This window comes from Actinocorallia libanotica, assembly GCF_039525175.1.
Lineage (GTDB): Bacteria > Actinomycetota > Actinomycetes > Streptosporangiales > Streptosporangiaceae > Actinocorallia > Actinocorallia libanotica.
Genome location: NZ_BAAAHH010000018.1, coordinates 54,392 through 80,702 on the forward strand (window position 1 = coordinate 54,392; position 26,311 = coordinate 80,702).

23 protein-coding genes and 1 riboswitch are annotated in these 26,311 nt (G+C 70.6%); of the genes, 12 read left to right on the forward strand and 11 right to left on the reverse strand.

The features are described 5' to 3' along the window. Positions 1 to 67 precede the first annotated feature (67 nt). Both ABD140_RS21525 and ABD140_RS21530 read left to right on the forward strand, forming a co-directional pair. Positions 68 to 1,132, forward strand: coding sequence for an alpha/beta hydrolase family protein (locus ABD140_RS21525; protein ID WP_344242710.1), 1,065 nt, complete (start codon positions 68 to 70; stop codon positions 1,130 to 1,132). Positions 1,133 to 1,218: 86 nt separating this feature from the next. Then, positions 1,219 to 1,626 carry a hypothetical protein gene (locus ABD140_RS21530; protein WP_344242711.1) on the forward strand — a complete coding sequence of 136 codons (408 nt, stop codon included), beginning with the start codon at positions 1,219 to 1,221 and terminating at the stop codon, positions 1,624 to 1,626. Between the two features lie 236 nt (positions 1,627 to 1,862). Here ABD140_RS21530 and ABD140_RS21535 read toward each other — a convergent pair whose 3' ends face one another. The 3 genes from ABD140_RS21535 to ABD140_RS21545 all read right to left on the reverse strand — a co-directional run bounded on the left by ABD140_RS21535 (position 1,863) and on the right by ABD140_RS21545 (position 4,126). Continuing rightward, on the reverse strand, positions 1,863 to 2,666 hold the full coding sequence (locus ABD140_RS21535) for a 2'-5' RNA ligase family protein (RefSeq protein WP_344242712.1): 804 nt from the start codon (positions 2,664 to 2,666) through the stop codon (positions 1,863 to 1,865). Further along, a complete protein-coding gene (locus ABD140_RS21540) occupies positions 2,663 to 3,121 on the reverse strand; it encodes a PPOX class F420-dependent oxidoreductase (protein ID WP_344242713.1) in 459 nt (152 codons plus the stop codon). The genes ABD140_RS21535 and ABD140_RS21540 overlap by 4 nt, the downstream gene beginning before the upstream one ends. 139 nt (positions 3,122 to 3,260) lie before the next feature. Next, positions 3,261 to 3,375, reverse strand: a riboswitch (SAM riboswitch). 19 nt (positions 3,376 to 3,394) lie between these two features. Continuing rightward, complete coding sequence (locus tag ABD140_RS21545; RefSeq protein ID WP_344242714.1) at positions 3,395 to 4,126, reverse strand: TetR/AcrR family transcriptional regulator; 732 nt, start codon at positions 4,124 to 4,126, stop codon at positions 3,395 to 3,397. Between the two features lie 111 nt (positions 4,127 to 4,237). Here ABD140_RS21545 and ABD140_RS21550 point away from each other — a divergent pair, with 111 nt between their 5' ends. The 3 genes from ABD140_RS21550 (at position 4,238) to ABD140_RS21560 (ending at position 6,924) form a co-directional block, all read left to right on the forward strand. Beyond that, positions 4,238 to 5,512 (forward strand): MFS transporter, encoded by a 1,275-nt coding sequence (locus ABD140_RS21550; protein ID WP_344242715.1) that lies wholly within the window; start codon positions 4,238 to 4,240, stop codon positions 5,510 to 5,512. Positions 5,513 to 5,673: 161 nt separating this feature from the next. After that, a complete protein-coding gene (locus ABD140_RS21555; protein WP_344242716.1) occupies positions 5,674 to 6,267 on the forward strand; it encodes an NYN domain-containing protein in 594 nt (197 codons plus the stop codon). A 9-nt stretch (positions 6,268 to 6,276) separates the two neighbouring features. After that, entirely contained in the window at positions 6,277 to 6,924 is a 648-nt protein-coding gene (locus tag ABD140_RS21560; RefSeq protein ID WP_344242717.1) for a signal protein, read from the forward strand. 151 nt (positions 6,925 to 7,075) lie between these two features. Here the strand turns inward: ABD140_RS21560 and ABD140_RS21565 are convergent, their stop codons facing one another. From ABD140_RS21565 to ABD140_RS21575, 3 genes are all read right to left on the reverse strand, one after another. Then, the gene (locus tag ABD140_RS21565) at positions 7,076 to 8,776 is read right to left on the reverse strand and encodes a 3-ketosteroid-delta-1-dehydrogenase (RefSeq protein WP_344242718.1); all 1,701 of its coding nucleotides are present in this window, start codon (positions 8,774 to 8,776) and stop codon (positions 7,076 to 7,078) included. A gap of 45 nt (positions 8,777 to 8,821) precedes the next feature. After that, positions 8,822 to 9,439, reverse strand: coding sequence for a TetR/AcrR family transcriptional regulator (locus ABD140_RS21570; protein ID WP_344242719.1), 618 nt, complete (start codon positions 9,437 to 9,439; stop codon positions 8,822 to 8,824). 197 nt (positions 9,440 to 9,636) lie between these two features. Next, positions 9,637 to 10,170: a nuclear transport factor 2 family protein gene (locus tag ABD140_RS21575; protein WP_344242720.1), complete on the reverse strand. Its 534-nt coding sequence runs from the start codon at positions 10,168 to 10,170 to the stop codon at positions 9,637 to 9,639. 199 nt (positions 10,171 to 10,369) lie between these two features. Between ABD140_RS21575 and ABD140_RS21580 the strand changes: the two genes are divergently transcribed. Genes ABD140_RS21580 through ABD140_RS21590 form a run of 3 tightly spaced genes read left to right on the forward strand, consistent with a single transcriptional unit; the run spans position 10,370 to position 16,795 of the window. Continuing rightward, a complete protein-coding gene (locus tag ABD140_RS21580) occupies positions 10,370 to 12,760 on the forward strand; it encodes a beta-glucosidase (RefSeq protein ID WP_344242721.1) in 2,391 nt (796 codons plus the stop codon). Next, positions 12,757 to 14,043: an MFS transporter gene (locus tag ABD140_RS21585; protein WP_344242722.1), complete on the forward strand. Its 1,287-nt coding sequence runs from the start codon at positions 12,757 to 12,759 to the stop codon at positions 14,041 to 14,043. The genes ABD140_RS21580 and ABD140_RS21585 overlap by 4 nt, the downstream gene beginning before the upstream one ends. A gap of 13 nt (positions 14,044 to 14,056) precedes the next feature. Next, positions 14,057 to 16,795: a family 78 glycoside hydrolase catalytic domain gene (locus ABD140_RS21590; protein WP_344242723.1), complete on the forward strand. Its 2,739-nt coding sequence runs from the start codon at positions 14,057 to 14,059 to the stop codon at positions 16,793 to 16,795. A gap of 70 nt (positions 16,796 to 16,865) precedes the next feature. Here ABD140_RS21590 and ABD140_RS21595 read toward each other — a convergent pair whose 3' ends face one another. The 4 genes from ABD140_RS21595 to ABD140_RS21610 are packed head-to-tail and all read right to left on the reverse strand — an operon-like array spanning position 16,866 to position 21,287. Further along, positions 16,866 to 18,173: a glycosyl hydrolase 53 family protein gene (locus tag ABD140_RS21595; protein ID WP_344242724.1), complete on the reverse strand. Its 1,308-nt coding sequence runs from the start codon at positions 18,171 to 18,173 to the stop codon at positions 16,866 to 16,868. Between the two features lie 34 nt (positions 18,174 to 18,207). Then, entirely contained in the window at positions 18,208 to 19,467 is a 1,260-nt protein-coding gene (locus ABD140_RS21600; RefSeq protein WP_344242725.1) for an ABC transporter substrate-binding protein, read from the reverse strand. 36 nt (positions 19,468 to 19,503) lie between these two features. Continuing rightward, positions 19,504 to 20,325, reverse strand: a complete 822-nt coding sequence (locus ABD140_RS21605; protein ID WP_344242726.1) for a carbohydrate ABC transporter permease — start codon at positions 20,323 to 20,325, stop codon at positions 19,504 to 19,506. Further along, entirely contained in the window at positions 20,322 to 21,287 is a 966-nt protein-coding gene (locus tag ABD140_RS21610; RefSeq protein WP_344242727.1) for a carbohydrate ABC transporter permease, read from the reverse strand. Before ABD140_RS21610 ends, ABD140_RS21605 begins: the two co-directional genes overlap by 4 nt. Before the next feature lie 177 nt (positions 21,288 to 21,464). Here ABD140_RS21610 and ABD140_RS21615 point away from each other — a divergent pair, with 177 nt between their 5' ends. Together ABD140_RS21615 and ABD140_RS21620 are read left to right on the forward strand one after the other, a co-directional pair. Next, positions 21,465 to 22,370, forward strand: coding sequence for a helix-turn-helix domain-containing protein (locus ABD140_RS21615; RefSeq protein ID WP_344242728.1), 906 nt, complete (start codon positions 21,465 to 21,467; stop codon positions 22,368 to 22,370). 399 nt (positions 22,371 to 22,769) lie between these two features. Next, positions 22,770 to 23,540: an SDR family NAD(P)-dependent oxidoreductase gene (locus tag ABD140_RS21620; RefSeq protein WP_344242729.1), complete on the forward strand. Its 771-nt coding sequence runs from the start codon at positions 22,770 to 22,772 to the stop codon at positions 23,538 to 23,540. 31 nt (positions 23,541 to 23,571) lie between these two features. On the opposite strand, the gene ABD140_RS21625 is transcribed toward ABD140_RS21620, so the two are convergent. Further along, positions 23,572 to 24,174 carry a TetR/AcrR family transcriptional regulator gene (locus tag ABD140_RS21625; protein ID WP_344242730.1) on the reverse strand — a complete coding sequence of 201 codons (603 nt, stop codon included), beginning with the start codon at positions 24,172 to 24,174 and terminating at the stop codon, positions 23,572 to 23,574. Between the two features lie 102 nt (positions 24,175 to 24,276). On the opposite strand from ABD140_RS21625, the gene ABD140_RS21630 reads away from it, so the two are divergent. Beyond that, positions 24,277 to 25,104: an SDR family oxidoreductase gene (locus tag ABD140_RS21630; RefSeq protein ID WP_344242731.1), complete on the forward strand. Its 828-nt coding sequence runs from the start codon at positions 24,277 to 24,279 to the stop codon at positions 25,102 to 25,104. A gap of 15 nt (positions 25,105 to 25,119) precedes the next feature. Beyond that, on the forward strand, positions 25,120 to 26,283 hold the full coding sequence (locus ABD140_RS21635) for an NADH:flavin oxidoreductase (protein WP_344242732.1): 1,164 nt from the start codon (positions 25,120 to 25,122) through the stop codon (positions 26,281 to 26,283). Positions 26,284 to 26,311: the final 28 nt, after the last annotated feature.

Sequence of the window (26,311 nt, forward strand, 5' to 3'; positions counted from 1 at the left end):
CATTCTCATGACGACCGTTCCAGTAGTGATAGTTTCGGTGCCGCGTCAGCCGAACAGAGGTGATCTCATGTGTCCGAAGACCCGGCCCCGATGGCGCGGGCTCCGTATCGCCGTGTGGTCGCTCGTCACGATCCTGGCCGCGGCCGCCGGTCTCGTCGGCGTGGTGCTGTGGCAGAACACCTACGACATGGACGAGCAGCGGGTCTCGATCCGCCACGGCGGCCACACCCTCAACGGTGTCCTGGCCACTCCCAAGGACGGCCGCGAACGGCACGGCCTGATCGTGTACGTCCACGGCGACGGCCCCGTCGATGCCACGCACGACGACGGCTACAAGCCCATGTGGGAGGCGAACGCCAAGGCCGGGTACGCCTCCCTGTCCTGGGACAAGCCCGGCGTCGCGGGCGCGCCCGGCAACTGGCTCGACCAGTCCATGGACGACCGGGCCGACGAGGCGGCCGCCGCCATCGCCTGGGCGCGCGCCCGCCCGGACGTCGACGGCGACCGGATCGGACTCTGGGGAGCCAGCCAGGCGGGCTGGGTCCTGCCGAAGATCGCCGCCAAGACGCCCGTGAGCTTCGTCATCGCCGTCTCGCCCGCGATCAACTGGCTCCAGCAGGGCCGCTACAACCTCCGCGCCGAACTGCGCGCCGACGGGGCGTCGGCGGCCCGCACCCAGGCCGAGATCGCCAAGAGCGACACCACCCGACGGCTCCTGGAGCGCCGCGCGACCTTCGAGCAGTACGTCCGGGCGATGGGCGGCGACACGGACGGCATGACCGCCGACCGCTGGAACTTCATCTCCAAGAACCACACCGCGGACGCCGCGCAAGACCTCAACGCCCTGCGCGGTACACCGGTACTGCTGATCCTCGCGGGCCACGACATCAACGTGGACACCGCCGACACGGAGCGCGGCTACCGCAAGGCACTGGACGCAGGCGGCGCGTTGACGGTCAAGCACTACCCGGACGCGACCCATTCACTGCTCGAACAGTCCATCGAGCAGTCGGACCTCAAGACCATCCTCACCGCGCTCTTCGCCCCCCGCTCGCTCTTCGCGGACGGATTCCTGGACGACCAACGACGGTTCGTCGAGAACCACGGCCAAGGCGGCGACACCACACCCTGACGTCCCGCAAGGAGTGGATCCCGGGTGCTCGGCATGGGCTGAGGGTGTGTTCCAGAGCACTCTCGCCAGTTCACTAGCCTGTTCGAATGAGTGTCTACTCCGCTGTCCAAGCGGTCGTCGAGGAAGCCGAGCAGGAACTGGTCTGCGGAGCCTGGAAGCCCACCGAGATCGACAGGGGCCTGGTCCAGCGGTTGCGCGGATCCCTGCAGCCCTTCATCGCGGACGAGGACGGGGGGTCGTCGACGGAGCGGCTGGAGAGGCTCCGGGAGGGAATGGCCGCGGTGGCGATCACGCTGGCGTCCTGCCATGGCCCGCTGGCCTGGTTCCTGGGCCAGTGCGCCACCGCCCTGAGCCCCGTTCTGCAGTGGCGATCCCTGCCCGCCGACACCGGCCACGCCTTCAAGACCACCATGCCCACTCCGGAGCAGTTCACCGACGCGGAACGCGCTTTCGTCCTCCTGCACACCCTGCTGACCGGCCCCCGCTGGAACTGACCCTCGAATCGGTACATGAGGAGGCCGTTCGCGGCGGCGACGAAGGCCACTCCCACCGCGTGGCAAAACGGCCTCCACGCAAAGGCGTCAGAGCCGTTCGGCACTTCAGGACTCCCCGGTCAAGGTGGACGCCCACCGGTTCTTCACCTTCTATCCCGACGCCACCACCCTGCGCCAGGCCCGCCGGTCCACCGCCAAACCGCCGTGCTGACGCATCCTGCACCGCGTCACCTTCATCAGCCGGGTGCTGCCGCCCGTCCCGCCCCCGGAGCGTGATCGGTGTCGTCGGCCAGTTCGAAGGAACGGTGACGGTGCCACGCGCCATCCTCGAAGACGACCAGGTCGACGGACGTGATGGCGGCTGAGAACGGCAGGCGGCTTGAAAGGTCCTTGTCGACCTGTTCGAAGATGTGCTCGGGTTGGCGGATCGCCACGGTCAGGTGCGGGGGCGTGTCCGGGTACTTACCGCCATAGGGCGGGCGGTCGGGCCAGCGCGTGACGACGTCCTGAGTCATACGGCTGAACGGATCGGCGGGCTCCGGCAGCAGGCACAACAGCGAGGGCCGGCGTGCGGTGCGGCGGAACTCGGCGGTGAAACCCCGGTGACCGGCGAACACGCGCGCCAGTTCACTCACCACCGCGGTGTCGATCCGCTCGGCGTCGAGGAAGGGGAAGAGCACGGTGACGTGGGCGTGGGCGCCGGTGGAAGCCGAGCGGTCGTATCGGCTCCGCCAGCGTTCCACGACGGGTTCGGCCTCGGGGACGGCCACGACCAATGCGGTCGTCCCTGCCTGATAAGGGGTTGGCTCATCTGCCATGCCGGTGGACTCTACGCCGGATCCGAGGTCGTGTACGAGAACGAACACGGTGTCGGCAGCCGCTTCGCCCCGATCCCGGCGATGGCGACGTGTTCTTCTCCTCTTCTTCTCCTCGCGTTCGGTGAGGACCTGGAAGAGGAGCTCGGCGCTGTGCCGCAGCTCTTCATCGCCGGTCCGTCCTCGTTCGCTTCCCATCTGCTGGTCTTCGACGGCATCCCTCACCGGGAGACGTCGCGGGCGTTGTAGCCGATCAGGTGGGAGGCCTGGCGGAGTGCGGCGGGAGTGAGGTCTTCGGCTCTCCACGGCTCGATGTTCCACGCGATGATCCGATGCGGGCGTATGCGCAGGGTCTCCTTGGAGAAGGCGTCCAGGAGCGGCGGATCGAGGACGAGGATCTCGACCGTGCCGCGCAGTTCGATGCCGCGTCCGGTCTGCCCGATCGGGTTGGGGGTCGGGGCCTGGTCGTCGACGACGAGGGAGACGCGCGGATCGGCCTTGATGTTGCGGAACTTCTGGCCGGTGGTGAGATCCGGCCCGCCGATGTCGATGGTCGCGGTCTGGGCGTTCAGCCAGAAGGCCACCGGTTGGACGTGAGGAGCGCCATCGGGTCCGATCGTGGCGAGGCGTCCCAGCGGATGCTCGGTCAAGTAGGCGATCTCGGCTTCGGTGAAGATCATGTCAGGAGAATGCTTCTTCAACCGCACTTGAAGTCAAGACGGGAGGACGCGTGGTGGCTTCGCGTCGGGCACTGCCTTGGATGCGGGCCGAAGATGAGCCAGGCGATCCACAGGATGAGCCTTACCGGCTCGGCCGCGAACCTCATCGTCGAGCGATTTGCGGGGGCGGCGTTCCTGGCGTCGGCACCTTGTCCGCTCCGGGCAGGTTGCCGGACCGCCATAGGGCCAGGTCCCTCGGATCCTCTGGATGATCAACGAAGGTCGGCACGGGGTTCAGCGGCAGTGGGCGGCGGCGCTGTCGCCGTGCTGGTCCCGGGAGGAGCGGAGGCGGGCGGCGATGCCGTCGGTCAGCAGGTCGAGGGAGAACTCGAACAGCGTGTCGGGTGAGTCGGCCTCCATCTCGCCGAGTCTGGCGAGGTGGGGCAGGTTCTCCTGGTCGTGGAGCCAGGGGGGCGGTGTGTCGTTGAGGTCTGCGGGGTTCAGGTACGCCGGTGGCCGGTCGTGGAAGGAGTCCTGGAGTTCGACGAATCCGGCGACCAGGCGGAAGGTCTCCATGCAGGCTCGGTAGGCGTCCTGCAGGTCGAGCCCGATCTGGAGGAAGAGACCGAGGAGGGCGTCGACGTTGCGCAGCATGACGGGATGGCGGGCGCCGGTGATGTTCTCGCGGAGCGCCAGGGTGGTCATGCCGGGGTGGCGCCGGTAGTGGGCGCGCAGGTCCCGGCAGAACGCCCGCAGGTCTTCGTGCCACTGTGCGGAGTCCAGCGCGGCCGGCGTCCATCGGGACTCGAAGATCTCGGCGGCCACGGTGATGAGGTCGCGGCGGTCGGCCACGTAGTTGTACAGCGCCCGCGGCGACACCCCGAGCTCGGCGGCCAGTGACCGCATCGTGAGGTTCTCCGGCCCGTGGCGTCCCAGGAAGTCCAGTGCTGCCTCGCCCACCGAGGCGCGCGTCAGGGTGGGACGTCCCTTGCGGTGCGTCGGCCGGCGCCGGGGTTCGCTGCTCATCTCCCGCGGATACTACCCCGCACTCCTTGAACTTCACACATGTTGACTTTTAGCGCGCACACGGCCAGGGTGACTAAGGCAAGCCTTACCTCACCCCCCTTGGAGGGCGCTGTGGGCCGTCTGGCCATGGACCTGTCCCCGCTACGGGACAGCCGAGACTTCCGGCTGCTGTATCTCGGATTCGTCGGCGCGCTGGTCGGCACGCTGGTCACCACCGTCGCGGTGGCCGTGCAGACCTATGACCTGACCGGATCACCTCTGCACACGGGGCTGGTGAGCCTGGCCAGAGCGATCCCGCTCGTGGCCGGCACGCTGATCGGCGGGGTGCTGGCCGACCGGATGGACCGGCGCAGGCTGCTCATCGCCACCCGCCTGCCGCTGGTGGTCGCGGTCGCGGTGCTGGCGGTCAACGCGCTGCTGCCCGACCCGCACCTGTGGCCGATCTACCTCGCGACCGCGCTGACCGGGCTGCTGGCCGGGCTCGGCGGCCCGGCCATGCTCGCGGCGATCCCCGCCCTGGTCGGCACCGAGCGCCTGGCCGCCGTCGGAGCGCTCACCGCCGCCTCCGTCCAACTCGCCGCGCTGCTGGGTCCCGCCCTCGGCGGCCTCCTGGTCGCCGGGCCCGGCCTGGCCGTCTGCTACGCCCTGGACGCCGCCGGGATCCTGGCGTTCTCCCTCACCCTGTTCTTCCTCCCCGCCCTGCCACCCCGGATCCGCGCCGACGACGGCCCGCGATCCGCGGCCGCGCTGCGGCGGGCGTTCGCCTCCCTCGCCGACGGCGTGCGTTTCGTACGCGGCCGGCGCCTCGTCCTCGGCCTGCTGCTCATCGACGCCGCCGCCATGGTCTTCACCATGCCCCAGGCCCTCTACCCGGCCCTGGCCGAGCAGGACTTCGGCGGCGGCCCCGTCATCGTCGGCCTCCTGTACGCCGCCCCCGCCCTCGGCGCGCTCATCGGCGCCGCCACCAGCGGCTGGACCGCACGCGCCGGAGGCCACGCCCTCATCGCCGCCGTCCTGCTGTGGGGCCTGTCCCTCACCGGCTTCGGCCTCACCACCCACCTGCCCCTGGCCCTCGCCCTGCTCGCCCTCGCCGGCCTCGGCGACCTCGTCTCCGAAACCCTGCGCTCCGCCCTCCTCCAGCACGGCACCCCCGACCACCTGCGCGGCCGCGTCAGCAGCCTGTGGCTCACCCAGGCCACCGTCTCGCCCGCCCTCGGCAACGCCGCCCTCGGCCTGTTCGCCGAACTCACCACCGTGCGCACGGCCATCACCATCGGCGGACTCGTCTGCGTCCTGGCCACCCTCGCCATCGCCGCCGCCCTCCCCGCACTCCGCCACGCCACCCTCGCCACGCCCACCCCCGGAGAACAGTCCTCAATCCCATGATCTGCCGCGCACCCCAACGGCCTGCCGGACTCCTCGGCCCGCTTGGATTCGCAACCGTTCCTGACAGAAACCCCGCTTCTGCCTAGATAACGCAGCCCACGCTGAGCAGGCGGTCCGCAGGCCGCGGGCACGCTCGTCTGAAGTCCGGCATTCTGGTTTTCATGACGGAGCTGGGGAAGGTCGGACCGGCCGGAGAGTACGCGGCCAGGCTTGCGGTGCTCATCGACGCTGACAACGCACGGCCCTCCATCGCCGAAGGGCTGCTGGCGGAGATCGCCAAGTACGGCACCGCTCATGTGAAGCGCGCCTACGGTGACTGGACCGGGTCACGGCTCACGGGTTGGAAAGACCAGCTCCTCGCCCGGTCGATCCAGCCGGTCCAGCAGTTCGCCTACACCACCGGCAAGAACGCCACCGACGCGGCGATGGTGATCGACGCGATGGACCTTCTCTACACGGGCAGGTTCGACGGGTTCTGCCTCGTCTCCAGCGACAGCGACTTCACCCGCCTGGCCTCGCGACTGCGCGAATCGGGTCTCACCGTGTACGGGTTCGGCGAGCGCAAGACGCCCTCGCCGTTCGTCGCCGCCTGCGACAAGTTCATCTACATCGAGAACCTCGTCTACACCCCCGACGCGGCAACCCCTGTAGAAGCGACAAGACCCGCTCAGCGCGCCCCGGCCACCAAGCTCAAAGCCGATACCCTCCTGGTCAACCGGCTCCGCAACGCCGTCGAGGCCGCCTCTTCCGGCTAATCTGCCCGGATGATTCGTCATTGTTCGGCGGCTTTCCTTTTGCTCGCCGGTCTGCTCGGCGGTTGCGCCCACACCGGCCAAGTCACCCCCTCGTCGACCGCTGCGGCGCTTGATCCCGCCGTGGTGCAGGGCGCCTGGTGGAGTTGGGCCGCCGCTGCCCCCGCCGGGCGTAATCCCGTGGAGGACGAGACCGGTGAGCACTGTGCCGTCAACCAGCCGAGTGGGATGTGGTTTCTGGCGGGCACCTTCGGCGGTCGGGCCGTGCGGAAGTGCACGGTGCCGTCGGCTCGCAATCTGGTGGCGCCTCTGGTCAACCGGATCGCGAGTGAGCAGGAGTGCGCCGATCTTCTGGATTCGGCCACCGGGCAGCTGAAGGTCGATGGAGTGGCGCGTCCCGTCCTGCGGTGGAAGGGCTCCCGCATCACGGTCAACGGAGTCGCGGACAACCCGGTCACCCGGAGGGCGGGTGTCTTCGAAACATATGGTTGTGGGCTTTGGGCCGAGACCGGAGCGCTGGAACCCGGTCGCCACAAGGTCACCATCCGCGGTACTGATGGCGATTTCCGGATTGCGGTCGACTACCACCTTCTCGTTACCGACCAGGCGGGTGAAGCCCCGCGTGCGTCCCGTGAGGAAACCCTGGTCGAAGGCTCCTGAACGAAGCACAGGCAAAAGCGTCGCTTCCAGCGGCGGCTCGATCCTGTTCCAGGATTCACGTTGACGGTGCATTCGTCCTCGCCCGCCGCTCTGGCCTGTGAACACTGCACAGGCCAGAGCGGCGGACGGCTGGGCGCGCCGGTGGGGCGGCTCAGCGGGTGGTGAGCCGGTCGGGAGTGGAGAGCGCGCCCGCGGCGTGGCGGCCGGTGATGTAGCCGTAGACGAGGCCCTGTCCGATGGTCGCGCCTGCTCCGGGGTAGGTGCGCCCGAAGGCGTTGGCGGCGGCGTTGCCGATCGCGTACAGGCCGGGGATCGGGTCGCCGTCGGCGGTCAGGGCGCGGCCGAGGCCGTCGGCCTGGATCCCGCCGCAGGTTCCCAGGTCGGACAGGACGACCTGGACGGCGTAGAGGGTGCCGGACAGCGGGCGGAGGTTCGGGTTGGGCGTCACGGTCGGGTCGCCGTAGTAGCGGTCGTACGCGCTGTCGCCGCGGTGGAAGTCCTCGTCGACGCCGGCGGCGGCGAGCTGGTTGAACCGGGAGAGGGTGTCGCGCAGCGCGCCGGCGTCCACGCCCATGGACTTCGCGAGGTCGCCGGGGTTGTCGGCGCGGTGCGCGACGCCTGACCGGAACCAGGACTTCGGCAGCGGGGACCGGGGGAAGTACGACCCGGCGAAGACGTAGCTGTTGCGGTACTTCTGGTCGAAGACGAGCCACATCGTGGGCAGCGAGCCGTCGCGCGCCTGGTCGAGCACCTTCTGCCCGAAGGTCATGTAGTCGCAGGACTCGTTGATGAACCGCCGGCCGGTGCCGTCCACCATGAGGGATCCGGGCAGGGAGCGCTCGGCGAGCAGCACCCGGGGCGAGCCCTTGCCGGAGGGGGCGACGGCGGGGAACCACCAGGCCTGGTCCATGAGGGCGGTCGCGGCGCCCGCCTTCTCGGCGGCCGGCAGGCCGTCGCCGGTGTTGGTGTCTGCGCCGAGGCTCCAGTCCTTCAGGCCCTGGTGCTGGTGGGCGTGCCGCAGCGGCAGGTTGTGGTCGAAGCCGCCGGTGGCGAGCACGACGCCGCGTTCGGCGCGCACGGTGAACGTCGTGTCGCCGTGGCGCAGTTCGGCGCCGGTGACGCGGTCCTGCTCGGTCACGAGTCCTTCGAGCGACGTCTCGGTCCAGACCGGGATGCCGGCGTTGCGGACTCCGGCGAACAGTCCTGCGGCGATGGCCTGCCCGCCCGCGGCGTACTCGCGGCCGAGGAGCAGGCCGCCGACGCCCTGGACGAGCCGGGTGATGATGCGGGGGATCGCGCGGAGCGGCGTCTTGACCATGAGGTTGAGCCACTTGTAGTCGGCTCCGGTGACCGGCATGGGGACGGGCGCGGCCATGAGGCCGGGACGGAGGCGCTCGCGGTCCGGGCCGAGGAGCTTGAGGTCGAACGGGCGGCACTCGCAGCTGCGTCCGACGGCGGCGCCGCCCGGCAGTTCGGGGTGGTAGTCGGAGTAGCCGCGCGCCCACAGGAACCGCATAGGCGTGGTCCGCCGGAGCATCTCGATGGCGGCGGAGCCGTGGTCGAGGAAGGCGCGCCAGCGCTCCTCCGGCGCGGAGCCGTTCACGACGGCCTCCAGGTACCGCGCGCCGCGGTCGCGGGTGTCCTTGGAGCCCTCGTCGGCGAGCACAGGGTTCGCGGGAATCCAGAAGGCGCCGCCGGAGCGGGCCGTCGAGCCGCCGACCCAGCGCGACTTCTCCACGACCACGACGGACAGGCCTGCCTCGTGGGCGCTGAGCGCCGCGGCCAGCCCCGTTCCGGAGCCGATCACGAGCAGGTCGACCGTGGTCGAACAGGGTTGCTTGGGGACGGACATGGAGTGGTTCCTCTCTCGATGGTCTGCAGGGGCCGGGCGCCGGCGTCAGGGAGCGGGCGCGGTGATGCGGATGTCCAGCCACCGCAGCACGGTGTCGACGGCATGCGCGGGGGAGCCCTGGGCCCCGTTCTCGGCCCATTCGAGCAGCGCGCCGTTGGTCGCCTCGCGGCAGGCCGCGGCGATCGCCTGGCAGACCGTCGCCGGTGCGTCCGGCCGCCGCCGGGCGATCTCCTCGGCGAGCGCCTCCACCCAGGGCGCGTACGCGCGGACGGAGGCCATGGACAGTTCGGGTTCGGCCGCGATGATGCGCCTCCACTGGGCGCTGGCACGCCGCGTGAGCACGTCGTTGGAGACCGACGCGACCACGGCGGCGCGCAGGACGTCCGCCAACGGCATGTCGAGGGGCAGCGCGCCGAACGCGTCGATCAGGCGGCGTGTGGCCGCGGGGACCCCCACCCAGGCGAGGGCGCTCTTGGCCGGGAAGTGCCGCATCAGCGTGCGGACGCTGACCCCGGTGGCCGCGGAGATGTCCTCCCAGCCGACGTTGCCGTAGCCGTGCTCCGCCCAGAGCCGCAGCGCCTCGGCGCCGACCGCTTCGGGGTCGAGCACGGTGGGGCGGCCGCGGCCGCGGCCGCGAGGCGCACGGGGTACTGCGGAGGCCATGCCGCCATGTCATCATTTTTGGCGGTTTCTGTCAAAAATGACTGCTCTGGATAGACCGTGATCCGGCGTCACCCTGGTTCAGTCGGTCGGGATTCAGGCCGCCGAGCAGTGCCGGCATCTCGGGGGAGCCCGCGAGAGCCGACCCGTCGACGGGCACCGCGTCACGGCGCCGCAGTACCTCCGCGCGGAAGACGGCCTTACCGCGGTTTCTTCAGGAAGTCGTAGAACCCGGGAGTCAGGTCCACTCGCAGGCGGGAGAGGCTGCGGTAGCCGATGAGCCACCGGTCGCCCACCTTGCGGTATTCCTCGTGGTAGTGGCCGTACCCGTGGAGGGTCTCCTCGTGGTCGCCGTTCGTCCACCACAGGCGGTCCTCCATGGCCCAGACGCCGCGGGCGGTGGTGTCGGAGGTCAGCTCGATGACGGGCGTGTGGCCGTGGTGGACCGTGGTGAGGGGGACCGGGCCGTCGAGCAGGCCGCGGATCGTGGCGGTGAGCTCCTCCTTCCCGACCACGCGCCGGCGCTCCCCGGGTGTCGGGGGCCGGTCCTCCGAGGGGAGGCGGCTGAAGGTCTCGCTGACGACGTCGTCGGTGTGGAGGGTGGGGTAGACGTGCCATTCCTTGGCGTCCATGCACCGGAGCCGCTCGGCGAAGACCCCCTTGATCTCCTCGATCGCGAGGAGCCTCTCGACGGCGCTCAACGCGGGTGCCGCAGGGGATTCGTTCCCGGACAAGGGCGTCTCCTTCACAGAGGTGCGCGTGGATGAGTCGCTCGAGTCTCCGAGACCGGCGGAGGCCGGGCCAGAGAAGGTTCCGGTGAGCGGGAGAGGGCGGTGGCGTTTTTCGCCTGCGGAGGCGCTGGGACCTTGCGCCCTCTTGAAAACCGAGTATGACTTGGTTTTAGATGGGGGCCACCCCGTGAAAGGAACCCCCATGACATTTGCCCTCCCCCCGGAGGCGGATCTCGAGCGTCGGCTGGCGACCATGACGCTGAAGGAGAAGGTCGCGCTGCTGACCGGCGCCGATGCCTGGAGCCTCACGGAGGTTCCGGCGGCGGGCCTGCGGTCCCTGCGACTGTCGGACGGGCCGGCAGGGCCGCGCGGGGCGTCCTTCGGCCCCGACTCCGAGCCCTCCCTGCTCTTTCCCAACACCACCTCCCTGGCGGCGACCTGGGACGTGGACGCCACACGCGAGGCGGGCGAGCTGATGGGCGCCCGAGCGAGGGAGATGGGCCTGCACGTCCTGCTCGCGCCGACCGTCAACCTGCACCGCTCCCCGCTGGGCGGCAGGCACTTCGAGTGCTTCTCCGAGGACCCCCTGCTCACCGCGAGGATGGCGGCCCCCTTCGTCGAGGGCGTTCAGTCGGCGGGCGTCGCCGTCTGCGTGAAGCACTTCGTGGGCAACGACTCCGAGACAGAGCGGATGACCTACGACGCGCGGATCGACGAGCGCACCCTGCGCGAGGTGTACCTCCAGCCGTTCGAGGCGGCGGTGCGCGAGGCGGGCGCCTGGACGGTGATGGCCGCCTACAACGGGGTCAACGGCCGGACGATCACGGAGAACGCCGCCCTGCTCACCGGCCTCCTCAAGGAGGAGTGGGGCTTCGACGGCGTCGTGATCTCGGACTGGACGGCGGCCCGTTCCACCGAGGCGCCCGCGCTCGCCGGTCTCGACCTGGCCATGCCCGGTCCGATCGGCCCGTGGGGCGACGCGCTCGTCGCCGCCGTCGAGGAGGGGCGGGTGCCGCAGGCCCTGATCGACGACAAGGTGGTGCGGATCCTGCGCCTGGCCGCCCGGACGGGCGCACTCGAGGGCGTGGACGCCGTGCCCGCCCCGCCCGTGCCGGACGACGTGCGCTCCCGGCTCCGCGATCTGGCGGTCCGGGGCACGGTCCTGCTGCGCAACGACGGCATCCTCCCGCTCGCGCCCGTGCGCAGGCTGGCGCTCGTCGGCCCCAACGCGGTGCGCCTGGCCGCGCAGGGCGGAGGCAGCGCCAACGTGAAGCCCGAACACGTCGTCAGCCCTCTGGAGGGCCTGCGCCGAGTGCTCGGCGACGACGTCGAGATCACGGTGCGTCCGGGGGTGTTCCCGCGCACCAAGCTGGACCCGCTCACCGCGGTGACCGACCCGCAGAGCGGCGAGCCCGGAGTCCGGCTCCGGTACCTGAAGGAGGACGGCTCGGTTCACTCCGAGGAGCACCAGGACCCCGCCCTCTGGTGGTTCCCGCTCATCCTCGACGACGCCGTCACCGAGTTGTCGGTCCAGGCCGTGCTGGAGCTCGGTGCGTCGGGCGACCACCGCCTCTCGGTGCTCGGCACGGGCGAGTTCACGCTGCTCGTGCCCGGCCAGGAGCCGAGGAACTGCAGCCTGCTCGTCGACGATCCCGACGTCGGCGAGCTCGCGCTGAACCCTCCCTCGCACACCTTCGTCTTCCCCGCCTCCGCAGGCTCGCTGCCCGTCGAGATCAGATGTCGGCCGCAGCGGGACTTCCCCTACCCGATCGCGCTGCTAGGCCTGGGTTACGCCGAGCCGCGCGGCGACGACGCCGCCGAGTTCGCCGCCGCCGTGGAAGCCGCCCGCGCCGCTGACGTCGCGGTGGTGATCGTCGGCAGCGACGAGTACGCCGAGACCGAGAGCGTCGACCGGGAGTCGCTCGTCCTGCCCGGCGGTCAGGACGAGTTGGTGCGGGCGGTGTGCGAGGCCAACCCGCGCACCGTGGTCGTCGTGAACGCGGGCGCGCCGTGGCTGATGCCGTGGGCGGAGGAGCCCGCCGCGCTGCTGTGGTCCTGGTTCCCGGGCCAGGAGGGCGGCGACGCGATCGCCGACGTCCTCACCGGCACGGAGCCGGGCGGGCGCCTGCCCACCACCTTCCCGGCCGCCGAGACCGACGTGCCGATCCTCTCGACCAAGCCCGAGCGGGGGGTCCTCGACTACGCCGAGGGCGGCGTCATCGGCTACCGCGCCTACGGGCAGGCCGGGACAGAGCCGCTGTTCCCCTTCGGATACGGCCTGTCCTACACCACCTGGGAGCACCTGGAGGCCCGCGCTTCCGGCCGTGTCGTCGAGGTGGACGTCCGCAACTCCGGCGACCGCGCCGGCCGGGAGGTCGTCCAGGTCTACCTGGTCACCGAGGACGAGCCTTCGCGCCTCGTCGGTTTCGCCGCGGTGCAGGCCGGGCCGGGCGAGACGGCGACCGCCCGCATCGAGCTGACCGAACGCGCCCTGTCCCGCTGGACCGACGATGGGTGGGCGCCCCTGCCCGGCCCGCACCGCCTGCGCATCGGCCGCTCCGCCGCAGACCTGAGACTGGGGGCGGAGCTGTGACCCTGGAGGCCGGAGCCGGGACGGAGCCGCCGAAGGAACGGCGGGAGCCCGCGCCGGTGAGCCGCGGCTTCATCACGCTCTACGTCCTGGCGCTCCTCGGGACCTATCTGGCGGTGATGACACCGCTCCTGGTGTCACTGGCCGTGCACCTCGAGCAGATCGACGAGGCGCGCAAGGAGACCAACCTGGGCCTGGTCATCGGTGTCGGCACGTTCGTGAACATCGTGGCCGGCCCCGTCATAGGCAGGCTCAGCGACCTGACCACCGGCCGCTGGGGGCGGCGGCGCCCCTGGATCGTCGCAGGGATGCCGATCATGGTCGGCGGCATGCTCGTCATCGCCGGCGCCGGAAACGCGGGCATGGTGCTGGCCGGATACGCGATCGGCCAGGTCGGCATCTCCTGCATCATGACGGGCCTGCTGGCCATGCTGCCCGACCAGGTCCCCGAGGCGCAGCGCGGCAAGGTCTCGGGCTTCGCGGGCTTCACCGCGCAGATCGCCGGGGTGATCGGCTTCCAGGCGGCCAACGCCCTCGACGGCTCGCCGTACCTGATGTTCGGGGTTCCGGCGCTGCTGTGCTGCGTGCTCGTTCTCGTCGCGGTGCTCGTGCTGCCCGATCCCGTCCCTGAGGCCGCTTCCGCGAAGGCGAGACGTTCCGGGTTCGACCTCCGGGAAATCCTGCTCGGCTTTGTCTTCGACCCGCGCCGCCACCCCGACATGGGCTGGACGTGGATGGGGCGCTTCCTCATGCAGTTCAGCCTCATGTTCCTGTCGACGTATCAGCTCTACTTCCTCACCGACCACCTGGACTACGAGCTCGACGAGGTCACCGGCCTGCTGGCCCTCACCGGAGGCGTCGGGCTGGTGATGACCTCGGGCGGAGCCGTGCTCTCCGGCCTGCTGTCGGACCGGCTGGGCCGCAGGAAGGCGTTCGTGTACGCCGCGGGCACCCTGTTCGCGGCGGGCTTCCTGCTCGTCGCGACGGCCCCGTCGTTCCTCCAGGTCTTCCTCGGCTCCCAGCTCATCCTGCTCGGCGCGGGAGTGTTCGGCGCCGTCGACCTGGCGATCGTCACCGACGTCATACCCGACCGCGACACCCAGGCCGCCCGGTACATGAGCATCTTCGGGATCGCCTCGGCCCTGCCGCAGTCGGCGGCCCCCGTCGTCGCCCCGCTGATCCTCGCCCTGGGCGGCGGGGAGAACTATCCGTTGCTGTTCACCGTCGCCGCCGCGATCGCCATCACGGCAGGCCTGACCGTGCGGCCCATCAAGGGCGTCCGCTGACACCGGAAGGAAGATGACGACCATGAAAGTGGCGGGACTGAGGTTCGAGCAGGTGCGCGAGCCGCTGGGCGTGGGCACGGCCCGGCCTCGGCTGTCCTGGCGCACCGAGACCGAAACGCCGGGCTGGGTGCAGACCGCCTACGAGGTGGAGGCGCGCGGCGAACGCGTCCGGGTGGAGTCGGCCGACTCGGTTCTGGTGCCGTGGCCGTTCGCGCCGCTGGAATCGCGCGAACGGGTCATGGTGGCGGTCCGGGTGACCGGATCGTCCGGCGGGCCGTCGCCCTGGACGTCGGCGGAGGTCGAGGCGGGCCTGCTGCGGACGGGAGACTGGGAGGCGGAGTTCGTCGGCCCCGGAGAGGGGTCGCTGCTGCGGACGGAGTTCGAGTCCGGTCCCGGTCTGGTCTCGGCCCGTCTGTACGCGACGGCGCTCGGGGTGTACGAGGCCGAGCTGAACGGCGAGCGGATCGGCGACCACGTGCTGGCTCCCGGGTGGACCAGCTACCGGCACCGCCTGCGCTACCAGACCTACGACGTCACTGGTCTCGTCCGGGAGGGCGCCAACTGCCTCGGCGCGACGCTCGGCGACGGCTGGTACCGCGGCAGGCTCGGATACGAGGGCAAACGCGCTCTGTACGGCGACCGGACCGCGCTGCTCGCCCAGCTCGAACTCGCCTACGAAGACGGTACGGTCCGCCGGATCGCCACCGCCCCGTCCACGTGGCGGGCCTCCTCGGGGGCGCTGCTGTCCAGCGACCTCTACGACGGCGAGGCCTATGACGCCAGGAAGGAGCAGGAGGGCTGGTCCGAGCCCGGCTTCGACGACTCCGCCTGGTGGCCCGCCGAACCCGTCGAGGGAGATCTCGGCACTCTGGTCGCGCCGACCGGGCCGCCGGTGCGCGTCACCGAGACGCTCGAACCCGTTGCCGCCCTCACCTCACCGTCCGGGAAGACGATTCTGGACTTCGGGCAGAACCTCGTCGGCAAGCTTCGGATCACCGTCTCGGGCGAGGCGGGGGAGGAGGTCACACTCCGCCACGCCGAGATCCTTCAGGACGGCGAGCTGTGCGTGGAGCCGCTGCGCACGGCCAAGGCGACCGACACCTACATTTTGCGCGGCGGCGAGGATGAGACCTGGGAGCCCCGCTTCACCTTCCACGGGTTCCGCTACGCGGAGATCGCCGGCCCGGTGATCGGGGCCGTCGCCCTGGTGTGCCACTCCGACCTGGAGCGCACCGGCTGGTTCGCCTGCTCCGACCCGCTGGTGGAGCGGCTGCACGAGAACGCCGTGTGGGGGATGCGCGGCAACTTCCTGGACGTGCCCACCGACTGCCCGCAGCGCGACGAGCGTCTCGGCTGGACCGGCGACCTCCAGGTCTTCGCGCCGACCGCGTCCTTCCTCTACGACAGCGCGGGCTTCCTCCGCTCCTGGCTCGCCGACCTGGCGGCCGAGCAGGGACCGGACGGGGAGGTGCCGTCCGTCGTCCCCGCCGTCTCCAAGACCGCGACCGCGGCGGCCTGGGGCGACGCGGCGGTGATCGTCCCCTGGACGCTCTACCAGCGGTACGGCGACATCGGCGTCCTGGAGGAGCAGTTCTCCAGCATGCGCGGGTGGGTGGACCACGTGGAGGCGCTCGCGGGCGAGGACCTGATCTGGAACTCCGGTTTCCAGTACGGGGACTGGCTGGACCCGACGGCGCCGCCCGGCAGGCCCGAGGCCGCCAAGACCTTCCCCGAGATCGTGGCCACCGCCTACTTCGCGCACTCCGCGGAGCTGGTGGCCGAGGCGGCACGCCTGCTCGGCCGCGCCGAGGACGCCGAGCACTACCAGGCGCTGTCCGGACGGGTCCGGCAGGTGTTCCGGGACGAGTACGTCACCCCTTCCGGCCGGCTGCTCTCGGACTCCCAGACCGCCTACGCGCTGGCTCTGCGCTTCGGGCTGCTGCCCGAAGGAGAGCAGCGGCGGCACGCGGCCGCCCGGCTCGCTGATCTGGTGCGCGCCGGCGGCTACCGGATCGCGACGGGGTTCGTGGGGACTCCTCTGATCTGCGACGCGCTCGCCGAGGGCGGGTTCCTGGACCAGGCGTACCACCTGCTGCTGCAGAAGGAGTGCCCGTCGTGGCTCTACACGGTCGTCCAGGGCGCGACGACCATCTGGGAGCGCTGGGACAGCCTCATGCCCGACGGGCGGGTGAACCCCAGCGGCATGACCTCCTTCAACCACTACGCCTTCGGCGCGGTCTCCGACTGGCTGCACCGGACCGTCGCCGGACTGGCGCCGGCCGCCCCCGGCTACCGGCGTCTGAGGATGGCGCCCCGGCCCGGAGGAGGGCTCACGCATGCCTCCGCCCGCCTGCGCACCCCTTACGGGGAGGCCGCGTGCGGCTGGAGGCTGAACGGTGACCGGCTCTCCGTCGAGGCGACCGTTCCCGCCAATGTGTCGGCCGAGGTGAGCCTGCCCGACGGCACGGAGAGGACCGTGGGCTCGGGTGCGCACCGGTGGGACGTCCCGTTCTCCGTCGCGGCGACGGGGCCGCTGACCCTGGACAGCACTCTGGGCGAGGTGGCGGACCGGCCCGGGGGGCTGAAGCTGGTCGCCGACGTGATCGTGGCCAGGAGGCCGGAGTTCGCCGAGTTCATCGAGATCGGCCTGGGCTCGGTGGCTCCGGCCACGCGGCTCCGGGACGGGCTGGCGATGATCCCCGACGCCGGGCCGATCCTGCGCGACGTGGAGGCCGCGCTCGCCGGGCTGTGAGACCGCCCGCAGGACGGCCGAAGGGCCGGGGTCGACGACCCCGGCCCTTCGTTCTCCCTCTCCGGGTTCCTCAGGTGGCCGCCGCCAGGCCCTCGGAGATGGCGTCGAGGACCGGCTGGGCGGTGGCGGTGGAGCCGGAGGCGGTGAAGTGGCTCATCGGCTGCCAACCGCTGATGCAGAAGTCCGGAGCCCAGGGGCGCACGCCCGACAGGGGACCGCTGCCGGCGCCCCAGGCGACGAGGTCGCGGACGAAGGCGTGCTCGCCCTCCGGCGAGATCGGGTATCCGGGCAGCGGGCTGTTCCACGCGTACGGCGGCGGCATGGTGGAGGAGGGGTAGCCGAGCTCCGCCACGAACACCCGCTTGCCGAACGTGGTGTGCAGGGTGGCGGCCGCGTCCTTGAAGGCGGCCATCCTGTCGCCGTAGTCGTTGCTCGTCGGGTAGAAGGACGTGCCCATCTCGCTGACCTGGTAGCCCGCCTTGCGCATGGCCTTCCAGAAGGCGACGGGCAGCGCGGTGGACGCGGACCCGATCGTGCTGGTGTGGCTGCTGAAGCGGGCGGTCGGGTGGACCGACCGGATGCCGGCCGCGGTGGCCGCGAGCATCCTGCCGATGTGGGGCCACAGGTGGGCCTCCAGCCAGGCGATGCGGTCCGGTTCCGGCATCATGATCAGGGTCGTGAAGTCCATCTGCCCGATGGCGGGGTCGATCGCGTCCGGGGGGCTGTAGGTCCACCGGTCGGTCTGGGTGACCAGGCCGCGGACGGCGACGCCGGCCAGCCCCAGTTCGATCTCGTTGCCCAGGTTCCACACGTTGACCCTGGCCCCGGTGGCCAGGATCTGCAGGGCGACGGCCACGCCGTACCGGTAGAGGAACGGGATCATCTGGTCGACGGTCAGCGACGTCCAGGGAGCGGGCGGGTTGATGCCGGGGTAGTCGGAGAAGTCGGGCTCCGGCTGGTGGGAGATGTCGCCGTACACGGCGAACAGGCCGATCTCCGGGTTGAAGGGCTGGTCCAGGGTCCGGGCCAGCCGGGCGCGCTGGAGTCCGCGCGCGAGGCCGTGCTGCGCCTCGCCGGAAGGCGCGTCGCGCAGGGTCGCGATCCGCGCGTAGACCTCGGTGGAACCGTGGGCCTTGAACAGCCGCTGGACCTGCTCGACGGTCCGCGCGGTGCGCTCGCCGTCGGTGAGCGCGACACTGCCGAGCACCAGTTCGGTGAACGGGCTGACCGAAAGGGCCGTGCGGAACCCGCGCGAGGCGGGTCCGGCGGCCAGGGCGGGTGCGGTCGAGAGTCCCAGGGCCAGACCCGTGGCGGCCGAGGCCGTCAGGAACGTTCTTCTGCCGAGGCGCGGTCCCGTGTTCCGGGGGGTGGGGTTCATGCCGGTTCCTTCCTCATGGGTGGGGGTGGTGCCGTCAGTCGTTTTTGTAGGCCTTGTCCATCTCGGCGAGGACGTCCTTCGGCTCGGACTCGCCGGAGAAGAGGTCCTGGACACCGGTCAGGTGGACCTGCTGGACCTTGGGGTTGGGCCAGAGCTGGTCCATGAAGGGCACGGTCCGGCCCGCCTTCTGGTGGTCGAGCAGGGCCTTGAACGCCGGGTCCGGAGTGAAGGCGTCGTTGGGGACGGCGGGCGCCGAGTTGCTCCTGGCCGCGTAGTCGTTGGTGTTCTGCGGGAGGGCGAGGAAGTCCAGGAACTTCTCGGCGGCCTCGGCGTTCGCGGCCTTGGCGTTGGCGGCGTAGGAGGCGCCGACCGCGCCGGGCATCCTGGTCTCCTGCGCGTCGTCGGTCGCCGGCAGCGGGAACATGCCGAACTCGGCGCCCTCGGGCGCGGCGTCCCTGATCTGCCCGGCCGTGGCCAGGACCTGGACGGCGGCCACCGCCTCGCCCTGGCCCACCTGCTTGAGCGCCGTCTCGACGGGGGTGCCGAGAGGGTCCTTGGAGAAGCAGCCGCGCTCGTTCATCTCCAGGTACTGCTCCATGGCCTTGCGCCATCCGGAGCCGGCGAAGGTCGCCCTGCCCGCGGCGAGATCGGCGTCGAAGGCGGAGCCCTCGCCGTGGACGAGCGTGGCGACCAGGGCGTAGTCGATGAGCTGGGTCACCCAGGGCGTCTGGTTGCCCAGCGCGAAGGCGTACCTGCCCTCGGCCTTGGCCTTGTCGCACAGGTCGAGCACCTGCCCCCATGTGGCGGGCTCCGGCGCCCCGACCTCCTGGAGCGCCTTCTTGTTGTAGATGGCGCCGATGCCGGTGAAGGTGACGGGCAGGATGTACTGCCTGCCGTCGACCTGGGTGACCGTCTTGACGCTGTCGGGGACGTTCGCCGTCCAGGACCGCGAGGAGAGGTCGGCCAGGTATCCGGCCGGGGCCAGGACCTGGATCGAGCCCGCGTTGCCGTTGCCGGGGAAGGCGTAGAAGACGTCGGGGCCGGTGCCCGAGGAGAGCTGGGTGCGCAGCGTGCTCAGGTAGGGGTCGGTGTCGGCGTAGGTCGCCTGGACGTCGATGCCGGGGTTGGCCTTCTCGAACGCCGCGATCGTCGAGTCCAACGCGATCTTCTCGCTGGAGTTCGAGGCGACGCGCAGGACGGAGCCGTCACCGGACGTGCCGCCCGTGCTGCTGCAGGCCGTCAGGGCCATGCCGGTCACGAGGGCGCAGAGCGCGCCCAGGAGGGGTCGGTTCATATCGGTTCTCTTTCTCGGTGTACGGGAGGCGGGCGGTCAGCCCTTGAGCCCTCCGGCGAAGCCGCGGATGATCCGCTTCTGCATCAGGAAGTAGGCGGCGAGGATCGGGACGACGCTGATCACCAGGCCGGCGAAGACCAGCTGCCAGTCCGCGACGTACTGGCCGACGAACTGGAAGACCGCGACGGGGACCGTCTGCTGGGAGCTGCCCGACAGGTACAGCAGCGGGGTGAGGAAGTCGTTCCAGATGAAGATCGCGTTGAGGATGGCGACGGTGCCGGTGACGGGGCGCAGCAGGGGCAGGACGACGGAGAAGAAGGCGCGGACCGGACCGCAGCCGTCCACCGCGGCGGCGTCCTCGTACTCGGCGGGGACCGCCCGGAGGAATCCGGTGTACAGGAAGACGCTGAAGGGGACCTGGAGCCCGCAGTAGAAGAGCACGAGCGACCACACGGAGCCGAGGAGGCCGAGGTCCCGCATGCTCTGGTAGAGGGGGATCATGCCGAGCTGGGCCGGAAGCAGCAGGCCGAGGGCGAACAGGAGGAAGGCCCACCGGGGCCACCGGCCGGTGGCCCGTGCCAGCGGATAGGCGGCCATCGCCGAGACGATGATGATCACCAGTGCGCTGAGCACGGTGACGGCCACGCTGTTGGCCAGGGCCGAGGCCAGCCCGGCGGCACGCCAGGCCTCCGCGTAGTTCGCCAGGGTGGGGGAGAGGGTCGGCGCCACGGGGGAGGAGGCGTCGTCGGCGCCGCGCACCGAGAGGTTCACCAGGACGTAGATCGGGAAGGCGAAGACGAGCCCCGCCAGGACCATGACGGACTCGAGCAGAGCCGTACGGGCCGTGTAGCGCCTCATGGCATGCCCTTCTGCCGCTGGAGGCCGCGGTACTGCCCCGCGGAGACGACGGCGACGACGACGGCCAGGAACACCGCGAGCGCGGTGCTGTAGGCGTACTCGTCGAACTGGAAGGCGTTCTTGTAGATCAGGGTGGACAGGGTCTCGGTGGCGTGGCCGGGGCCGCCGCCCGTGGTGACGTAGACCTGGTCGAAGAGCTTGAATCCGCCGATCATGGACAGCATCAGGTTGATCGTGGTGGCGGGGGCGAGAAGGGGGCGGGTGATGTGCCAGAAGCGCTGGAAGGCGCCGGCGCCGTCCACCCCCGCGGCCTCGTGCAGCTCCCGCGGCACGCCCTGGAGGCCGGCCAGGAAGATGACCATGGAGTATCCGGAGAACTGCCAGATGACGATGGCGGCGACCGACCAGAGCGCCAGGTCCGGGTCTCCCAGCCAGTTCTGCGTCAGCGAGCCGAGGCCCAGCGTCTCCAGGGCGGTGTTGAACGCTCCTTCCGGGGCGTACAGGTAGCGCCACAGGTAGGCCGTCACGACCGGGGTCATCACCGCCGGGGCGAAGAACAGGACGCGCAGGACGTTGCGGCTCCTGATCCGGGAGTTCACCCCCAGGGCGAGCAGCAGGCCGATGACGTTCTGTACGACCGTGATGACCACGGTGACCAGCAGTGTCTGCCACAAGGCGTCCCGGGCGTCAGGGTCGCCGAGGGACTTCCGGAAGTTCTCCAGCCCGATGAACGAGGCAGGGGTCCCCAGCCCGGTCCAGTCGGTGAAGGCGTAGCCGGCCCCCTGGAGCGAAGGCGCCAGGACCACATAGAGGTAGAGCGTCAGCGCCGGGAGGAGGAACCACCACGGGACCGAACGGCGGAGGCCGGATCTCGTGGTCCGTTTTTTTCGGGGGAGGGGGCGCTCCGGCCCGTGGCGGGCCGGCGGCCGGGTGGTGGCCGCGGCCTCGCGAGCGTGTGGCATCGTCAAGTTCTCATCCAGAATTGAGCACTGCAATAAATCCGCGGGAGGGCTGACCGAGCACTACCGCATGGCGTATTGAGAGATGATCCGCCCTGCAGGCATTCGCCCGGTAGGCCAAAGTTCACCGGCGTTAGCATGGAATTAACAAGATGGCTCCCGCTGGGGTAGTGTTCCCGCATGAATGCCGTGCCGATCTCGGACTCGGGAGGGCTGGTCTATTTCACCGGCGGCTCGCTCGTCTACGCCGGGCGGCATGTCCATGAGGACTCCTATCCGGCGCACACGCACAGCTTCGTGGAGATCGCCGTGGTCGCCGAAGGCGAAGGGTCGCACCGTTCGCAGGCCGGTCGCCGGAGTCTCTCCGCCGGGGACGTGGTCCTGCTGCGGCCGGGCGTCTGGCACGGGTACGAGGAATGCTCGGGCCTGGTCCTCCACAACTGCTGCTTCGGTCCCGGTCTGCTGCGGCGCGAGCTGGCCTGGGCGCGGGAGGACCCGTTGCTGGGGCACCTGTTGTGGACCGGGCCCTACTCGCTGGACAGGCGGGGCACGCTGGCGGCCCGTCTCGAGGGCGCCGCGCTGCGAGAAGGCCTCTCACATCTGGAAGCGCTTGCGGAGTTGCAGTCCAAGCCCGTTCACCTGCACCGGGGCGATGCGGTCGGCCGGCTCGCGCTGTTCCTCGGCTGCTTGGCGAGGGCGGTGGCGGAGCCGGGGGCCGATGCCCTCGCGTCGGCCTCGCCGCCGCACCCCGCCGTCGCCGAGGCGATGCGGCTGATGGAGGGCAGGCTGGCGCACCACTGGTCCCTGGCGGAGTTGGCCGGAGAGCTCCATCTGGTGCCGGGCTCGCTGGTACGGCTGTTCAAGTCGGCGGTCGGGGTGCCCCCGATGACCTACCTCGCCCGGCAGCGGGCCGAGGCGGCCGCCGCCCTGCTGGTCCGCGGCGACCAGCCGATCGTGCAGATCGGGCAGGCCGTCGGATGGCCCGACCCGAACCATTTCGCCCGCCGGTTCAAGGCTCATTTCGGGCTCAGTGCAAGTGCGTACCGAAGGCGCTTCTCAGCAGCTCCGCCCGTTTCACGGGAATAGTGGGAAGGCATTTTGGATGAGGATGCCCACCCTTGTGGAGGCGCTATGGAGAACCGTTGTTCTTTCTCTTCTCCGGTGGGTTCCGAGGGGAAGGAAGAAAAGATCGGTCGCCCGTCGAATGTGATCGGCAAATGGCGAGATCCGTGGATCTTTCGGGTTCGATCGGCCTCGTCCTCAGGTGAGGGTAGGGGCGATTCTCAGTACAGTCAAGACTAAAACCGAGTCTGGCTTGGTTTTAGGATGGCGGTACCGCGGGGCCAGGGGCCGCGGACCGGCGTTTCGACGGGGCACCATGCGTCGCCGAGCGCGGATCCGCATCTCGAGAGCCCGGAACGGCCCGGTGGAGAAGCTCCGCCGGGTGGCTCGGCGGAGACCCGTGAACTCGACCAGGAGGACTTGATGAAGCGTTATTCGGACCGGCGCGTGCTGGTGACCGGAGCGGCCTCGGGCATCGGCAGGTCCGTGGTGCTGCGGCTGCTCGCCGAGGGCGGCCGCGTGGTGGCGGTGGACGTCGCGAAGGAGGGGCTGGAGGAGACCGCGCGGCTGGCGACGGAGGCCGGGAACGGCGGACGGCTGGTCACCGACGTGATCGACATCTCCGACGAGACCGCGGTGAACGAGGGCGTCGCCACCGCCATCACCGGACTGGGCGGCCTGGACGTGCTGGTCAACGCCGCGGGGATGCTGCGCGGCGCACACACCCACGAGTGCGAGCTGGACCTGTGGAACCGGGTGATCGGGATCAACCTGACCGGGACGTTCCTGATGACCAGGGCGGTGCTGCCCGCGCTGCTGGAGTCCGGCAGGGGAGTGGTGGTGAACTTCAGCTCGACCTCCGCGCAGTTCGGCCACCCGTACATGGCGGCCTACTCGGCCAGCAAGGGCGGCATCCTGTCGTTCACCCACTCCATCGCGCAGGAGTACGCCAAGCAGGGCCTGCGGGCGGTGAACATCATGCCCGGCGGGGTGAGCAGCGGCATCACGAACAACATCGCCTCGCTGGTGCCCGAGGACGTGGACTGGAACCTCTTCCTCAAGCTCAACGCGGTGATCGGCCAGGGCTTCGGACAGCCGGAGGACATCGCGGGCGTGGTGGCGATGGTGGGCTCGGACGACGGGGCCTTCATCACCGGCACCGAGATCCGCGTCGACGGCGGCGCCCACCAGTGAACGGCACCCGTTCGCTGGAGGCCGGGGGCCTTCAGCGAACGGGGGCGGTCAGGCCGGCAGTGAGGAAGGCGGTGACGGTCTCGGACCGGACGGCGGGCTGGGAGGAGGAGGGGGCCGAGGCGTAGCCGTAGATCTCCAGGAGGAGGGTGAAGGTCAGCCGCCAGCGTTCGGAGATCTCGCGCACGGGCAGGCCGGGCATGGCGCGGCCGAGCATGACCTCGAACGGCGCCGAGCTGAACCAGGGGGAGGAGACGGGCATCCGCCACCAGGGTAGGGCGGTGCAGGCCAGCAGGTGGCAGAGCGTGCGGCCCTTCTCGGTGCGGATCAGCTCCTCGAACGGCTGGACGATCGCCGCCACCAGGTCCGCCACCGAGAACGGCTCGCCCTCCTCGGGGTGCTCCGACCGGTGGATCACCGGCGCCAGGCTGTCGGCCCAGACCGGGACGAGTTCGCGTTCCAGCAGGGCGGCGACCAGCCCTTCCTTCGACCCGAAGTGGTAGTGGACCGCTCCCGGGTTCAGCCCGGCCTCGGCGTTGATGGCGCGCACCGAGACCTGCTCGGGGTCCTTGCCCAGGAAGAGCCGCTCGGCGGCGGCCAGCAGGCGGTCGCGGGTCGAAGAATTCTCAGCGGACATCTGGTCATTGCACCACAACTTGCGCAATCATCTGTCAATCACTGATTGAATGATGATTGGCCCCTGGAGGGTCCAGGAGCCGGAGCGAGAGCGAGGTGGGAGATGGCGACCTTCGCCGTCACCGGATCGGCTTCGGGCATGGGCGCCGCGACCGCGGCCCTGCTCACCGCCGAAGGACACACCGTGATCGGCGTGGACCTGCGCGACGCGCAGGTGATCGCCGATCTGAGCACGCCTGAGGGCCGCGCCGCGGCGGCCGAGCGGATCCTCGAGCTCAGCGGCGGCGCCCTCGACGGCGTCGCGGCCGTGGCGGGCGTCGGCCCGGACATGCCGAACGCCGCCGGAGTCATGTCGATCAACTACTTCGGCGTCACGGCCCTGCTGGAGGCGCTGCGCCCCGCGCTGGCCGCCTCGGGCGCCGGACGCGCCGTGGTGATCGGCTCCAACTCGGCCTCCACCGTCCCGCTGGTGGACGACAAGCTGGTGGAACTCGCTCTCTCCGGGGACGAGGCGGCCACCCGCGAGCACGCCGACGCCGCCCAGGCCGCGATGCCGGCCGAGATCACCGCGATCGTGCCCTCGATCGGCGCCTACGCCTCCTCCAAGCTGGCGATCGCCCGCTGGGTGCGCCGCACCGCCGTCACCCCCGAGTGGGCGCGCGAGGGCGTGACGCTCAACGTGATCGCCCCCGGCGCGGTCCTCACCCCCCTCATGCTCGGCTCCACCGGCAAGGAGGAGGACCTGAACGCCGACGAGTTCCCCACTCCGATGCCGCTGGGGATCTTCGGCCGTCCCGAGGACATCGCCTTCTGGGTGCACCAGTTCCTCAAGCCCGAGGCCCGCTACACCACCGGAGCCGTCCTGTACGTCGACGGCGGCACCGACGCGGCCATGCGGACCGACGCCCAGCCCACCCCGATGACCTTCTGACACCCTGGAGGACGCATGCCCACCCCTGACGTCTTCGCCCCGGCCCAGCTGGGCCCGGTCACCCTGCGCAACCGGGTCATCAAGGCCGCGACCTTCGAGCACATGGCTCCGAAGGCGATGGTCAGCGACGACCTGATCGAGTTCCACCGCGCCCACGCCGCCGGCGGCGTGGGCATGACCACCGTGGCCTACTGCGCGGTGGCCCCCGAAGGCCGCACCGAGTACGACCAGATCCTCATGCGGCCCGAGGCGCTGCCCGGTCTGCGCCGCCTGACCGAGGCCGTGCACGCCGAGGGCGCCGCGATCTCCGCTCAGATCGGCCACGCCGGCCCGGTCGCCAACGGCAAGTCCAACCGCGTGCCGGCGCTGGCGCCCACCGCCACGTTCAGCCCGCTGTCCATGCAGAAGATCCACCGGGCGACCGCCGCCGACATCGAACGCATCACCAAGGCGCACGCGGACGCGGCCCTCCTGGCGATCGAGGCGGGCTTCGACGCGGTCGAGATCCACCTGGGCCACAACTACTTCGCCAGCTCGTTCCTCAGCCCGAAGGTCAACAAGCGCAAGGACGAGTACGGCGGCTCCCTGGCCAACCGCGCCAAGGTCGCCCTCGGTGCCGCCCGCGCCGTGCGCGAGGCCGTCGGCGACCGCATCGCGATCCTGGCCAAGCTCGGCATGGACGACGGCGTTCCCGGCGGCTTCTGGCTGGACGAGAGCCTGCAGGTCGCCCAGTGGCTGGAGCGCGACGGCTCCGTGGACGCCCTGGAACTGACCGCGGGCAGCTCCCTGCTCAACCCGATGTACCTGTTCCGCGGCGAGGCCCCGATCCGGGAGTTCGCCGAGACCTTCCCCCAGCCGATGAAGCTGGGCGTGCAGCTGGTCGGCAAGAAGTTCATCCGGGAGTACCCCTACCAGGAGGCGTTCCTCCTGGAGAGCGCCCGCCAGTTCCGCGCCGCGCTGAAGCTGCCGCTGGTCCTGCTGGGCGGTATCTCCCAGCGCGCCACGATGGACAAGGCGATGGAGGAGGGCTTCGAGTTCGTGGCGATGGCCCGCGCCCTGCTGCGCGAGCCCGACCTCCTCAACCGCATGCAGAAGGAGCCGGCCACCCCGTCCCTGTGCATCCACTGCAACAAGTGCATGCCGACGATCTTCACCAAGACCCACTGCGTCCTGGCCTGAGCCGGGAACCCCCCAGGAGGAACAACGA

Bases quoted from the DNA above. Each gene is read 5' to 3' on its own strand.
- ABD140_RS21545 (WP_344242714.1), bottom strand. From the start codon at position 4,126: ATGAGCAGCGAACCCCGGCGCCGGCCGACGCACCGCAAGGGACGTCCC.
- ABD140_RS21615 (WP_344242728.1), top strand. From the start codon at position 21,465: ATGAATGCCGTGCCGATCTCGGACTCGGGAGGGCTGGTCTATTTCACC.
- ABD140_RS21580 (WP_344242721.1), top strand. From the start codon at position 10,370: ATGACATTTGCCCTCCCCCCGGAGGCGGATCTCGAGCGTCGGCTGGCG.
- ABD140_RS21555 (WP_344242716.1), top strand. From the start codon at position 5,674: ATGACGGAGCTGGGGAAGGTCGGACCGGCCGGAGAGTACGCGGCCAGG.
- ABD140_RS21600 (WP_344242725.1), bottom strand. From the start codon at position 19,467: ATGAACCGACCCCTCCTGGGCGCGCTCTGCGCCCTCGTGACCGGCATG.
- ABD140_RS21570 (WP_344242719.1), bottom strand. From the start codon at position 9,439: ATGGCCTCCGCAGTACCCCGTGCGCCTCGCGGCCGCGGCCGCGGCCGC.
- ABD140_RS21565 (WP_344242718.1), bottom strand. From the start codon at position 8,776: ATGTCCGTCCCCAAGCAACCCTGTTCGACCACGGTCGACCTGCTCGTG.
- ABD140_RS21560 (WP_344242717.1), top strand. From the start codon at position 6,277: ATGATTCGTCATTGTTCGGCGGCTTTCCTTTTGCTCGCCGGTCTGCTC.
- ABD140_RS21605 (WP_344242726.1), bottom strand. From the start codon at position 20,325: ATGAGGCGCTACACGGCCCGTACGGCTCTGCTCGAGTCCGTCATGGTC.
- ABD140_RS21625 (WP_344242730.1), bottom strand. From the start codon at position 24,174: ATGTCCGCTGAGAATTCTTCGACCCGCGACCGCCTGCTGGCCGCCGCC.
- ABD140_RS21525 (WP_344242710.1), top strand. From the start codon at position 68: ATGTGTCCGAAGACCCGGCCCCGATGGCGCGGGCTCCGTATCGCCGTG.
- ABD140_RS21630 (WP_344242731.1), top strand. From the start codon at position 24,277: ATGGCGACCTTCGCCGTCACCGGATCGGCTTCGGGCATGGGCGCCGCG.
- ABD140_RS21610 (WP_344242727.1), bottom strand. From the start codon at position 21,287: ATGCCACACGCTCGCGAGGCCGCGGCCACCACCCGGCCGCCGGCCCGC.
- ABD140_RS21540 (WP_344242713.1), bottom strand. From the start codon at position 3,121: ATGATCTTCACCGAAGCCGAGATCGCCTACTTGACCGAGCATCCGCTG.
- ABD140_RS21590 (WP_344242723.1), top strand. From the start codon at position 14,057: ATGACGACCATGAAAGTGGCGGGACTGAGGTTCGAGCAGGTGCGCGAG.
- ABD140_RS21620 (WP_344242729.1), top strand. From the start codon at position 22,770: ATGAAGCGTTATTCGGACCGGCGCGTGCTGGTGACCGGAGCGGCCTCG.
- ABD140_RS21530 (WP_344242711.1), top strand. From the start codon at position 1,219: ATGAGTGTCTACTCCGCTGTCCAAGCGGTCGTCGAGGAAGCCGAGCAG.
- ABD140_RS21595 (WP_344242724.1), bottom strand. From the start codon at position 18,173: ATGAACCCCACCCCCCGGAACACGGGACCGCGCCTCGGCAGAAGAACG.
- ABD140_RS21635 (WP_344242732.1), top strand. From the start codon at position 25,120: ATGCCCACCCCTGACGTCTTCGCCCCGGCCCAGCTGGGCCCGGTCACC.